This window comes from Bacillota bacterium (assembly GCA_024653485.1).
GTDB lineage: Bacteria > Bacillota > SHA-98 > UBA4971 > UBA4971 > UBA6256.
The window spans coordinates 210,503-222,772 of the sequence record JANLFY010000003.1; the positions used below are offsets into that span (position 1 = coordinate 210,503).

The 12,270-nt window shown below is 63.5% G+C and carries 10 protein-coding genes; all 10 read right to left on the reverse strand.

Features of this window, described 5'->3' with window-relative positions:
- Positions 1-3: 3 nt before the first annotated feature.
- The gene (gene ffh, locus NUW12_03815; GenBank protein MCR4401895.1) at positions 4-1,350 is read right to left on the reverse strand and encodes a signal recognition particle protein; all 1,347 of its coding nucleotides are present in this window, start codon (positions 1,348-1,350) and stop codon (positions 4-6) included.
- Positions 1,351-1,570: 220 nt separating this feature from the next.
- Positions 1,571-2,629 carry a signal recognition particle-docking protein FtsY gene (gene ftsY, locus NUW12_03820; GenBank protein ID MCR4401896.1) on the reverse strand — a complete coding sequence of 353 codons (1,059 nt, stop codon included), beginning with the start codon at positions 2,627-2,629 and terminating at the stop codon, positions 1,571-1,573.
- A 93-nt stretch (positions 2,630-2,722) separates the two neighbouring features.
- Positions 2,723-6,313, reverse strand: coding sequence for a chromosome segregation protein SMC (gene smc, locus NUW12_03825; GenBank protein MCR4401897.1), 3,591 nt, complete (start codon positions 6,311-6,313; stop codon positions 2,723-2,725).
- Between the two features lie 144 nt (positions 6,314-6,457).
- Positions 6,458-7,183 carry a sigma-70 family RNA polymerase sigma factor gene (locus tag NUW12_03830; GenBank protein ID MCR4401898.1) on the reverse strand — a complete coding sequence of 242 codons (726 nt, stop codon included), beginning with the start codon at positions 7,181-7,183 and terminating at the stop codon, positions 6,458-6,460.
- A 333-nt stretch (positions 7,184-7,516) separates the two neighbouring features.
- Positions 7,517-7,777 (reverse strand): stage V sporulation protein S, encoded by a 261-nt coding sequence (locus tag NUW12_03835; GenBank protein MCR4401899.1) that lies wholly within the window; start codon positions 7,775-7,777, stop codon positions 7,517-7,519.
- Positions 7,778-7,876: 99 nt separating this feature from the next.
- A complete protein-coding gene (locus NUW12_03840; protein ID MCR4401900.1) occupies positions 7,877-8,722 on the reverse strand; it encodes a hypothetical protein in 846 nt (281 codons plus the stop codon).
- 14 nt (positions 8,723-8,736) lie between these two features.
- A complete protein-coding gene (gene rnc, locus NUW12_03845; protein MCR4401901.1) occupies positions 8,737-9,525 on the reverse strand; it encodes a ribonuclease III in 789 nt (262 codons plus the stop codon).
- Between the two features lie 380 nt (positions 9,526-9,905).
- Complete coding sequence (fabF, locus tag NUW12_03850; protein ID MCR4401902.1) at positions 9,906-11,147, reverse strand: beta-ketoacyl-ACP synthase II; 1,242 nt, start codon at positions 11,145-11,147, stop codon at positions 9,906-9,908.
- A 62-nt stretch (positions 11,148-11,209) separates the two neighbouring features.
- Complete coding sequence (locus tag NUW12_03855) at positions 11,210-11,473, reverse strand: phosphopantetheine-binding protein (protein MCR4401903.1); 264 nt, start codon at positions 11,471-11,473, stop codon at positions 11,210-11,212.
- Positions 11,474-11,526: 53 nt separating this feature from the next.
- Positions 11,527-12,270 carry a 3-oxoacyl-[acyl-carrier-protein] reductase gene (gene fabG, locus NUW12_03860; protein MCR4401904.1) on the reverse strand — a complete coding sequence of 248 codons (744 nt, stop codon included), beginning with the start codon at positions 12,268-12,270 and terminating at the stop codon, positions 11,527-11,529.

Consider the following 12,270-nt stretch of genomic DNA (forward strand, 5'->3'; position numbering starts at 1 on the left):
AGCCTATTTCACAAACGGGAATGCGCCTTTTCGCATAGCGCGACGGGCAGCTTTCTCGGCGCCCCCGAATTGCCTAAGCATGTCTCTCACCTGCTCGAACTGGCGAAGAACGCTGTTGACATCCTGGATACGCGTCCCGCTCCCCCGCGCGATCCTCTTCCGGCGGCTGCCGTCGATGATCGTGGGGTTCCTCCGCTCCTCTGGTGTCATTGAATTGACTATCGCTTCAACTCGCTTGAGCTGCCCTTCATCGACCTTGACCTCGGCGGCCCCGCGAATCCGGCCGAACCCGGGCAGCATCGACAGTATCTCGTCAAGAGGGCCTATCTTCTTCATCTGCCGCAGTTGGTCCGCGAAATCTTCGAGGGTAAACTCGTTGCTCTTGATTTTCTCCGCGAGCTTGCGAGCCTGCTCCTCGTCGTACGCAGCTTCCGCCCTCTCGATGAGGCTGAGGACATCACCCATGCCCAAGATGCGCGAGGCCATCCTGTCAGGGTGAAACGGCTCCAAAGCATCCATCTTCTCCCCGACGCCCACGAACTTGACGGGCTGACCGGTGACGGCACGGGCCGACAGGGCCGCGCCTCCTCGCGCGTCGCCGTCCAGTTTGGTCAGGATCATTCCAGAGAGGCCGAGCCGCTCGTTGAACACACGCGCCACATTGACTGCGTCCTGACCTGTCATGGCGTCGACCACGAGGAGAACCTCTGCCGGGTTCAACTGGGCCTTCATTTGGGCTAGTTCGTCCATCAGCTCATCGTCAACGTGGAGCCGTCCGGCAGTGTCGACTATCACGACATCGCGACCGAGCCCCGCGGCGCGCTCCATTCCCTGCTTTGCCACGCGCACCGCGTCATCTCCCTCGTGCGTCGCGACCACATCCACCCCGACTCTCTCTCCGAGCACCTGCAGCTGGCGGATGGCAGCCGGGCGCTTGGTGTCGGCAGCCACCAGGAGAGGGTGTTTGCCATGTCGCTTGAGCAAGTGAGCGAGTTTGGCCGCCGTAGTGGTCTTGCCTGACCCCTGGAGGCCAACTAGCATTATAACAGTCGGCGGCTTCGAGCTGTATTGAAGCCTGCTCTCCTGCCCTCCCATCAAAGCGGTCAGTTCAGCATTTACTATCTTGATGACCTGCTGTCCGGGGCTGAGGCTGGCCATCACCTCTTGCCCGCACGCCCGCCCCCTAACTCGCGCAATGAAGTCGCGGACGACCTTGAAGTTCACGTCTGCCTCGAGAAGGGCTATGCGCACCTCGCGCAGGGCCTCGTCCACGTCGCGCTCGCTGAGCTTGCCCTTGCCGCGCAGTCTGCGGAACGTCTCTTGGAGCCGCGCCGTCAGGTTTTCGAACACGAGACCCCACCTCCTCTCAACTCACGCAAGTAGTATACACTGCGCCATTCATGGAGTCAATTCGGGGCCCGGGCGTCCACGCGCTTCAGGGCTCCTGTGACTCGCCCGCGCCCGGGACACGAGTGGGCTCGCCCGCGCCTCCGACGCCGGCCGACCGCCCCCGCAAGCCCCATCTGCCAAGACGCCGGCTGGGCAGGCCGCCCAGCCGGCCTCCCCACCCTCACCTGGCGAAGAGAGCCTCCGTGAACTCCTCGGGATCGAAATCGCGCAGGTCATCGGGCTCTTCGCCGATCCCCACCAACTTGACCGGGATGTCCAGTTCTTCGCAAATGGCCAGCACCACGCCACCTTTGGCCGTACCGTCCAGCTTCGTGAGGGCGATACCGGTCACCTCGACCGCGTCCTTGAACGTCCGGGCTTGGGCGACTGCGTTCTGTCCGGAAGTCGCGTCGAGCACGAGGAGCACCTCGTGAGGGGCGCCGGGTATCTCTCTCTCCACCACCCTTCTCACCTTCTTGAGCTCCTCCATGAGGTTGACGCGGGTGTGCAACCGGCCCGCGGTGTCGAGGATCACATAGTCTGCCCGGCGTGCCTTCGCCGCCTGGCACGCATCGTAAGCCACGGCACCTGGATCTCCGCCTTCTTCGTGGCGGATGACGTCCGCTCCGGACCTCTCACCCCATATCCGCAGCTGCTCAATGGCGGCAGCCCTGAAAGTGTCGGACGCGCCCAGCACCACCTTCGACCCTTCCTTGCGGAACCTGTAGCCCAGCTTGCCCACGGTGGTAGTCTTCCCAGTTCCGTTCACTCCGACCACCATGATGACGGTCGTTCCTGACGGCGCTTTCGCGAGGGGCTCCCGTGCCCCAAGCGTCTCAAGGATCTCGGCTTTCAGATGCTCCATGAGGTCCCCTGCGCCAAGGCCCGACCTCCCCGCGGCGATCCTCGCCCGCAAGCCGGACAGGAGCCTCGTCGTGGCCTTCACCCCGACGTCCGCTTGAAGGAGAATGGCCTCGAGCTCTTCGAAGAACTCCTCATCAACTGCGGGTTTCCTGCCAAGGAGCGCCTCGACCCTCTCCACGAGACCGCCCCTCGTGCGGGCAAGACGCTCTCTAAGCCGGGCGACCACGCCTTTCGGTTCGCCCGGGCAAGCCCTCGGGGCCTCCCCACCATGCTCGGGGGCGTCGAGAGGTGGTCGCGAAACTTCGTCAAGCACCGCCTGATCCTTGCCCAACAGCTTTCTCACGAACCGTCCCATTCCAGAGCCAGTGCCACTCATGTCGGAATCCTCACACCTTCCAGCGGTATCACGGTGAATCGGTCGCAGGCGGAGCGCGGGACTTGAACTACCCGGGTCACGCCACACGCGCCTTCACGCGGTTTCCTGTTGCCTGCCGTCGATATCAACGCCGTCCATCCTCACGGAGATGAGCTTCGACACGCCGGACTCCTCCATCGTCACGCCATAGAGGGCATCCGCCGCCTCCATCGTGCCCTTCCTGTGTGTCACGACCACGAACTGGCTCTTCAGAGCCGCATTCCTCAAGACATCGGTAAACCTTCCCACGTTGGCTTCGTCGAGAGCGGCATCTACCTCGTCGAGCACGCAGAACGGACTCGGTCGCACCTCGAGCAAGGCGAACACGAGCGCAGTGGCCGCAAGCGCCCGCTCCCCGGCTGAGAGAAGGCTCAGGCTCTGCAACTTCTTGCCAGGCGGCTCGGCGACTATCTCTATTCCCGGGTCGGGCGCGTCATCGTCTGCCATCACGAGATCCGCTCTACCCCCGCCGAAGAGGCGTTCAAACTTCCTCCCGAACTCAGCCCGAATGGCCCCGAGCGTTTCTCGGAACCGCTTCTCGCTCTCGCCGTCCGAGCGCTCCATGACTTCCGCGAGGAACGCCCTCGCCCGCGCGACATCGTCGAGCCCGGAAGCCAGGTCTCCGTGGCGTTTCCTGAGCGCCTCGTACACATCGATGACGCCCTGATCGACCGGTCCAAGCGCTTCGATCTGCAGCCGGAGCGACCTCGCCCGCGCCGACGCCTCCTCCTTGTCGGACACTTCGCCCGCTCGCGCCCTCGCCTCGTCCACAGTCAAGTGGTAATTGCGTGCGAGTTCGTCCAAGACTCTATTCACCCTCTCGACAAGCCCGGCTTCTTCGGCGGCAAGCGACGCTCTCGTCCTTTGGAGATCTTCGACTTCCCCTTGACACATCCGAAGTCTCGACTCCCTCTGGGCGAGACGCCGGACCATCTCCCGCCTCGCCTCCTTCGCCGAATCAAGAGCCCTGTCGACCTCGGCTTTCTCACGACCGAGTGACTCAAGCGCCGCGCGCGCGGACGCTATCTCCTCGCAAGCGGACTTGGACGTTCTCTCCACACGAGCCAGCTCTGCCTCCCTCGCTTCAACGTCAACCGCGATTTCCCTCGCCCGTGCGTCCAGCGCCCTCACCTGCTCGCGAAGCCCCGCTGCTTCCTGGGTCAGGGAAGCCACTCTCACTCGCAAGGCCGTCATTTCCTTGCCGATGTCCTCGCGTCTTCTCACTGTCTCCTGAAGGTCCGCTGTGAGCCTGGCTTGCGCCTCCGCCAGTTCCTGAGCGGCAGCCTCGAGGTGCGCGCGTTTCGCTTCAAGCCGCTCCCGAACTTCTCCTCTGTGGCGGTCATCCTGGCCGCCCGTCCCGAGCTCCTCCTGCAGCAGCCTCGCCTTCGAACGAGCTCTTTCCATTTCCCGGAGCGCCCGGGAGTGCACGGCCTCGGACCTCGCGATCTCCAGCTCGAGCTTCTGCCCTGCGACTCTCGCCTCTTCGACCGCCCTCTCGAGACGCGAGACCTCGTCCTGCGCCTTGGCAACGGCCAGCTCCGCTCGGTCACTTGCCCCCGCAAGCGATCCCAGCAGCGCCTCAAGCTCCTCGAGACGCTGCCTTGACGCGAGCGGCGTCTCACGCTGCTTTCCGCGCGCACCACTGCCCCCCGAGATCGCCCCTCCCGGCAACACGAGGTCGCCCTCAAGGGTCACCACTTTCAGCCGTGTGCCCGTGGCGCGCGCCACCTGCACCGCAGCGTCAAGATCCCGCGCGACGATGGTCCGCCCGAGGAGATGCTCCACGGCCTTTCTCACTCGTTCCTCGCACTGCACAAGGGTCGATGCTCTCCCGATGACCCCATCCATCGAGAGCGCAGCCATTTCCGCTCTCGCCAGCTCCCCCGGCCTTATGAGGTCAAGGGGCAGGAAGGTGGCTCTCCCGAGCCCTCTTTCCTTTAGGTACCGCACAGCGGCTCTGGCATGGACGTCTCCTTCCACGATGACGTCGGAAAGGGCTTGTCCGAGGGCAGACTCGATTGCCTGCTCGTACTCGGGCGCCACCCTTATGCAGTCCGCGACGGCCCCGACTACGCCCGGTAGATCGCCTCGCCGCGCCGCAACGAGCACAGCTCGGGCACCGTGCGGATACCAATCGCCCGCGGATGCCGCTCTCCTCAATGCTTCCACCTGAAGGGACAGCTCCCGGACGCGCGTCCGGGTCTCCTGGCTCTCAGCCGTGAGACGCTTGAGCCTCTCCCGAGCCGCGCCGAGCTCGCGCTCGGCATCTGCCCTCTCGCGAGAGACGAGCCGAACCTTGGCGCCAAGCTCCTCCGACCTCGCAGCCTCCTGGGCGGCCAGCGTCTCAGCCTCTCGGACCTCGGCGAGCGCCGCTTCGAGCTCTCTCCTCGACCGCTCCTCTTGCCTTGCCCGGGCAGAGTCCTCCAAAGCCATCTTGGCAAGCTCGTTCTTCACGTCCGCAGTGGCCGAGAGCACTTCTATGACATCCGCCTTTACCTTCTCCAACGCCTGTTCCGAAAGCCTCTGCGTATCGGCCAGGCCGCGTTCCTCCGTCTGTAGGGAGTCGAGGTGGTGAGAGACCTCCTCGAGCTCCGATGATATCTCGGCAAGCCTAGCCGACTTCGACTCGCTCTCACGGGCGCACGCCGCCAGGACCTGCCTATCCTTCTCCATGCTCTCTACAAGAGCCTGAACTTGCGCCGACTGTACCGTCTCCCGCTCGCGGGCCAGGGAGATCCTCCCCTCGGCTCTCTCGATCTCCGCAGCGAGCGCAGCCGCCCGCTCTTGCAGCCTGTCGCGCTCATCCTCCAGCGCTGAGAGCGCCTCCCTCTCACGGGAGATCTCATCCGACAGCGACTCCCTGAGACAACCTTCCTCGCCCAACTTCTCATCGATTTGAGAAGCCGCTCTAGTGATCTCCGCTCTTCTCGCTTCCAGGGCGTCAAACTCCTTGAGGGCGAGAGCCAACTCGAGGTTGGCCAGCTCTTGGCAGCACTCCTGAAATCTCCTCGCCTCGTCGGCCTTAGCCTCGAGCGGTTCCATCTGCCTGGCAAGCTCGCCCAACACGTCTCTCACGCGGGTCGCGCAAAGATCGGCCGTGGCGAGCCGCCTTGCCGCATCCGCCCTGCGCGCCTTGTACTTGTGAATGCCCGCAGCCTCTTCGAAGAACGCTCTGCGCTCGTCCGAACCAGCACCAAGGATGGCATCGATCTTCCCTTGCTCGATTATAGAGTACCCTTCCTTGGCGGCACCCGTATCCATGAACAGCGTTTGAATGTCTTTCAAGCGGCACGGGATCCCGCAAATGGAGAAGTCGCTCTCGCCGGAGCGGTAGACACGTCTCGTCACCGCGACCTCCACAAAGTCCAAGGGAAGCGAGCCGTCGGAGTTGTCGAAGACGAGCGTGACCTCGGCGAACCCCAGCGGCTTCCTCGCGCCCGACCCGGCGAAGATGACGTCCTCCATCCTCGTTCCCCTGAGAACACGCGCGCTTTGCTCCCCGAGAACCCACCTGACCGCGTCCGCGAGGTTGCTCTTGCCGCTTCCGTTGGGTCCCACTATAGCAGTCACGCCTGGCGAGAATTCGAGTTCCGTCTTGTCTGCGAAGGACTTGAACCCGTAAAGCTCCATCCGTTTGAGGTACAAAGCGAATCCTCCCTGGGCGTGCGCCTGCGCCCGGACGCGCCGCCCTACGCGAGTGCTACGCTCACAGGCGAAGGGCCGACCCGAATCGACACGCATCGCCCCGGATTGCACTGGTATTGTATCACAGCCCTAACCAAAAGAGAATCATCCAGGGAAGAGCGATGCCTGGCGCCCTGACATGCATCCCACGTGGACCTCCATGCAGAGGTCTCGCCTTCTGCGGGCCTTTGAGGGAATCTCCGGGTGAACGAGAGATCCGTACCTGTGCAACAGCCGCCGGAGCTTGGCCTTCACGCGAGTGCGAGCGTTGTCCACAGACTTGGGATCGAGTCCCATGGCCCTCCCGATCTCCCCAGTCGTGTACCCGCGGAGCAGGAGCGCGGTAACGGCGTACTCGAGCATCGAGAGATGACTCCGCAGCACCTGTTCCACACGGGCGCTCGCCCACTCGTTTTCGACAACTGCCTCGGGATCCACGTAGTCGCCGGCGAGGAGGTCCAGCACCATCCTGGTCTCCTCCTTGTCCACGTACGAGTACAGCGATATGGCCTGGTTGAGGGCTTTCTGCTTGCTGCTGGTGTGACGCCGAAGGCTGTTGTATATCTTCCTGATGATACAGAGGTACGCGAAGGAGCTGAACTTCACTCCTGGTTTGCCCGGGTCGTACTGGCGAATGGCATCCAGCAAGCCCACCAGCCCGTCCTGAATCAAATCCTCGAACTCCGACACGGGCAGACTCGGGGCCGTGGTCCGCACGATGTGCCTGACCATGGGGACGTATTTCCTTATGAGTTCGTCCCGCGCCCCCTCCTGCCCTGACCTCGACCGCATCAACAACTCCATGTCGAGCTCCTGGTTGGTGTCGGACATGACCCATCCCCCTCGACAGGCCGCCTCTGCATCCGCTAGATATATACTTCCGACGAGAGGGGAATATGATCTCTCGGATGGACAGGGCTCGCGACCGGATTGGCCAAGTCGTGGGCGTGCGTGACGCAAGGGCCTTCGGGGTTCACGTCAAGCGGAGTCGACGACAAAGAGCCGAAGGGGCGTCAAGTCGGGGGGCCGCTGCTCCACGAGAAAGAGGAGGTAAGAAAGCAGCCCGCATCTGCGGCCCTGCCGCATGTGCGGACTGCGTGACATCTACGGTGCGTGCGATAGGAGAGTAATCACCATACCGAAACAGGAGGCGCACTTCTATGGTCACCTAGGCTCGACTATGAACTTTATCGCGGTCCTCTCCTCCCCATCGATCTGGATCTCGGCGAAAGCAGGGATGGTCACGAGGTCGATCCCATTAGGCGCAACAAATCCTCGCGTGATGGCGATTGCCTTGACAGCCTGGTTGACAGCTCCCGCCCCGACCGCCTGGACTTCCGCGGATCCCCTTTCTCGGAGCACCGCGGCAAGGGCGCCTGCCACCGACTTGGGCTTTGATTGCGCTGATACCTTAAGTACCTCCACGCCTTCTACCTCCCGTTCCCAGGTTTTGGACCATGCGCTTCTTGCCATATGTATATTCAACGTCACACTGGAAGATCCTTCGCATGGCGTCACTCGTGGCTATTTCGGTATTATGGGCCGAACACGCGGCCTTCTTGTTTCGTAGGGTCGGGGCAGGAAAGGCGGGGGTTCACCCTTGGCCTCCCTGATCACCTCGCTCTTCCATACGAGGAGTCTTCTGTTGATCGCATCCATTGTCGCACGCGCGACGGCGTCGGTCTCGTAGGTTCGCACCGGTGCTGTCCCAATGAGCCGCTCCTCGCCCTGCGTTCCGATGGCACTTACGGACACGAGCGCGACGTCCTGGTCGAGCATCCTGAGGAGACGCACCTCGCCCACGGAGAGCATGCTCCTCGTCCGTAGGAACGCCTCCACCGCCGCAATGGTCGCCTGCGCCACTACCTGATACTGGCCGTACTTCGTGGCTGGCCCCACCGCTGTGCCCGTGTACACCCTCCCCTGCAGGCCCAGCTCCACGACGGAATCGGCTGTGTGCTTGCCGAGATTGAGGTACACGCGGCCGATCTTGAGCCTGTGGCCCACGAGCGCCTCCAGCTCCATCTGTGGCATGTCCTTGAATACGCAGACACCGATGCGTCTGTGGTCTATCTTCAGTCCCCACTTTGCGTAGAGCACCGTCTCTATATCCCGTACCAGCTCCTGCGGCGAGCGCAGCTCGATCGACGTGCAATGCACCTCGGTAATCATGCGCTTGCCGTCCACGATGATCCTCACGGCGTTGAGCCCCGGGATTTGGGAAAGCACCTCGTTGACGTCCTCGATGTCAACGTCCTCCGGGACTATGTCATTGTACGGTACTTTGCGCCACTCGGGCCCCAACTCATGCCAGGCCAGTCGACGGCGCGGTATGCGCCTTTGTCGCGTATCCTCACGGGTTGCGACCACTCGCCATTCCTCCTTCAACCCTCAACGCGGGCGCCCCCAGCACCAGGCAGGAGACCCAGTCTAGCGAGGGCGTCGGCCGCTGCGGCTTGTTCCGCGGCTTTTTTCGACTTGCCGCTTCCGAACCCCACCGAGCTGCCCGCGAGCCTTGCCACGACCGTGAACGTTTTGTCATGGTCCGGGCCCGCCTCGCGCACGACCTCGTATTCCGGGATAGATTTCTCCCTTTTCTGAAAGAACTCCTGCAGGATGGCCTTGTAATTTCTCGTCTCCTCGGCGTCCGCGCCTGCGTCCGGTCGAGGGCCGGGACGAAGTTCCCTCACCGCGAGCCGCTTTGCGGCCTCCAAGCCCTGGTCGAGAAAGACCGCGCCCAAGATGGACTCGAACGCGTCAGCCAGCACCGAAGGCAGGCGCCGCCCACCGGAGGCCTCAAGGCTTCGGCCGACCCGCAGGAAGTCCGCTATTCCGAGCCGGCCCGCCGCCTCAGCGAGCGCTTTCTCGCTCACGGCCCGGCCCAGAATCGTCGAGAGTTCGCCCTCTGGAGCCTCCGGGCACGTAACGTAAAGATGCCAGGCAGTCACCAGCTTGAGCACGGCATCACCGAGGAACTCCAGGCGCTCGTTTCCCGCGAGGGGGCCGCCACCCTCGAACGAGCTGTGGGTCACGGCCTGCAGCAGCAAGTTCGGATCGTTGAAGCGAACACCGATGATCTCCTGAAGCCTCGTGAGCCCGGGGATTTCCATGCCGTCCCTCGCAGCCGCGGTCAAGTGCCTCGTTCTGGCGTAGTCCGCTCGACCTTCATCCATAGCCGTGCGCCCCTCCTTATGCACAGAGGGGAGGCCGGATCGTCTCCAGCCTCCCCCGTTCTCCTGTTCGTCCTCTCTTTGTCCTCTCATTGCGTCCTCTTGACAGGCACTCTCGATAGGCCCACAGGTGGCAGCAACCCTCCCCGCCGCTCCCGCCTGATGTGCACCGTCTCATACGCCCAGTCCCGCCGCCTCCGCCTGCCTGCACTCCGCCTGCCTGCAACGGAGTGCGGCGCCTCGAGGTCCGCCCCATTCTCCACGACGAGCAATGCGTCGGTGGGCGGTCGCGTCGTGTTAGCGGACTCACGCCGCCGGCTCAGCGACCCCGCAGCGCAGCGTTTTCCCGGCCGCGTGAACGAGTATGGCACTCCGTCGTTCTCTTACGCGTCGAACCTCTTCAAGACGAGTACCCCGTTGTGCCCTCCAAACCCAAAGGAGTTGCACATGGCCACGTCCACCTGCCCCTTGCGCGCCACGTTTGGCACGTAGTCCAGATCGCACTCGGGGTCCGGGTCCTCGTAATTGATGGTAGCAGGGATCAACCCGGTGGAGATGGCGAACAGGCACGCGGCCGCGCCTACGCCCCCCGCCGCCCCGAGGAGGTGACCTGTCATCGACTTGGTCGAACTTATCGCCACCTTTGGCGCCAGGGGACCGAACAACTCCTTTATGGCCATCGTCTCACACCTGTCGTTCAGGGGCGTCGAAGTGCCGTGGGCATTGATGTAGTCGACATCGGCCGGAGAGAGCCCCGCGTCGACAAGCGCCCTCTGCATCGCGAGCAGAGCACCCTTGCCCTCGGGGTCTGGCTCGACTATGTGGTGCGCATCATCGCTCGCGCCGTACCCGACCATCTCGGCATAAGGGTCCGCCCCACGCCTAAGCGCATGATCGAGCCGCTCCAGGACCAACACGACGCTGCCTTCTCCCATTACGAATCCGTCGCGTCCCCTGTCAAACGGCCGACAGGCCTTCTCGGGCTCATCGTTCCGGCGAGACATGGCTCGCAACGCGCAGAACCCGGCAAACCCCGCGGGCGTGATCGCAGCTTCGGCGCCCCCTGCCAACACGACGTCTGCGTCACCCCTCTGAATCACCCGGAACGCTTCGCCGAGGGCGTTAGTGGCCGCCGCGCACGCGGTCGAAACGGTGATGTTGGGGCCTCTGGCGCCGGTGAATATCGCCACCTGCCCCGAAGCCATGTTCGGGATCATCATCGGGATGAAGAACGGACTCACTCTCCGAGGCCCCTCAGCCTGCAGCGCCCCTACTTGCTCCTCGAGCACCTCCAGGCCGCCGATGCCGCATCCCATCACAACGCCGACGCGGTCCCGGTTGGAGCCGTCGACGGTGAGCCCGGCATCGGTCAGAGCCAATCGCGCAGCCGCCACGGCAAACTGCGTGAACCTGGCCAGTCGGTGAGCCTCGCGCTCCGTCATGTAATCGGTGGCGACGAAGTCGCGCACCTCGCCTGCCATCTGCGTCCTGAAAGGAGAAGGGTCGAACCTCGTCACCCTTCCGATACCGTTCCGTGACGTCCTCAGGCCATCGAAAAACGCTTCACGGCCTATCCCGATGGGGGTGACCACGCCCAGGCCCGTCACCACCACTCGCTCAGTCATTCCCTCACCCCACACAAAGCTCCCCCGGCACCCTTCTCAAGCGTGCAGGCCGATCTCTGGACTTACTCCTCGTCGCCAACCCTCTCCAGAATGAACTCGACGATGTCCTGAACCGTCGTGTCTTCCGCGATCTCCACGTCAAGGGTCCCGAGGTCGAATTCCCGGTCAAGTTCATCGCCGATGCTCATCCTCGTGGCAGAGTCGGCGTACAGGTCGTTCATCGTGGCGTCCCACGTCACCAACGATTCGTCGACCTTCGCCTCGCGAACGATGATCCTTTTGACCTTCTCGAAAATCGCCTCCGCTTTCGGACTCACCTCACCCATTTCCTTCACCTCCATTGATCCTGCTCTTGGCGGCCGGAGAGCCGCTCGCCACATCACATCGCCATGCCTCCGTCCACGCAGAGGACCTGGCCGGTTATGTAGCCCGCTTCGTCCGACGCCAGGAAGACGCACGCGGCTGCCACTTCCTCAGCCGTGCCCGGGCGGCCCAGCGGCACGCCGGCAAGCAGCCTCGCCTTCACGTCGTCCTTCAGAGAGGCAGCCATGCCGACGTCTATGAGCCCGGGCGCGATGGCGTTCACCGTCACACCTCTCATGGCCAGTTCGCGGGCTGCGGCCTTCGTGAGGCCTATTACGCCCGCCTTGGCCGCGGAGTAGTTGGCCTGCCCGGCGTTCCCCGTGACACCGGCCACAGACGAGATGTTTATTATCCTCCCGTGGCGCTGCCTAAACATCCTCTTCCCCACGGCTCGGGTGAAATTGAACACTCCGGAGAGGTTTACGCGCATCACTTCCTCCCACTCGGCGTCGGTCATCCTGATGAGAAAGTTGTCCCGCCGTATCCCGGCATTGTTGACGAGGATGTCTATGCGGGAGAACCGCTCGCAGATGCGCTCGCAGGCCAGTTCCACATCGTCGGATGACGACACGTCACACGCGAGGGCAATGGCCTGCCTGCCCATCTCCTCGATCTTCCGGGCGAGATCCTCGGCGGCGGCAAGATTGCGCCCGGCCACCACTGCTACCGAGGCTCCTTCGCGTGCCATCGCCTCCACACAAGCCCGTCCTATCCCACCAGACGCTCCCGTCACAACGGCGACTTTGCCCGCCAGCCTCAT

What these genes read in the sequence shown, in the direction of transcription:
- ftsY (MCR4401896.1), bottom strand. Translation starts at nt 2,629, where the DNA reads ATGAGTGGCACTGGCTCTGGAATGGGACGGTTCGTGAGAAAGCTGTTG.
- NUW12_03830 (MCR4401898.1), bottom strand. Translation starts at nt 7,183, where the DNA reads ATGTCCGACACCAACCAGGAGCTCGACATGGAGTTGTTGATGCGGTCG.
- rnc (MCR4401901.1), bottom strand. Translation starts at nt 9,525, where the DNA reads ATGGATGAAGGTCGAGCGGACTACGCCAGAACGAGGCACTTGACCGCG.
- fabF (MCR4401902.1), bottom strand. Translation starts at nt 11,147, where the DNA reads ATGACTGAGCGAGTGGTGGTGACGGGCCTGGGCGTGGTCACCCCCATC.
- NUW12_03855 (MCR4401903.1), bottom strand. Translation starts at nt 11,473, where the DNA reads ATGGGTGAGGTGAGTCCGAAAGCGGAGGCGATTTTCGAGAAGGTCAAA.
- fabG (MCR4401904.1), bottom strand. Translation starts at nt 12,270, where the DNA reads ATGAGGCTGGCGGGCAAAGTCGCCGTTGTGACGGGAGCGTCTGGTGGG.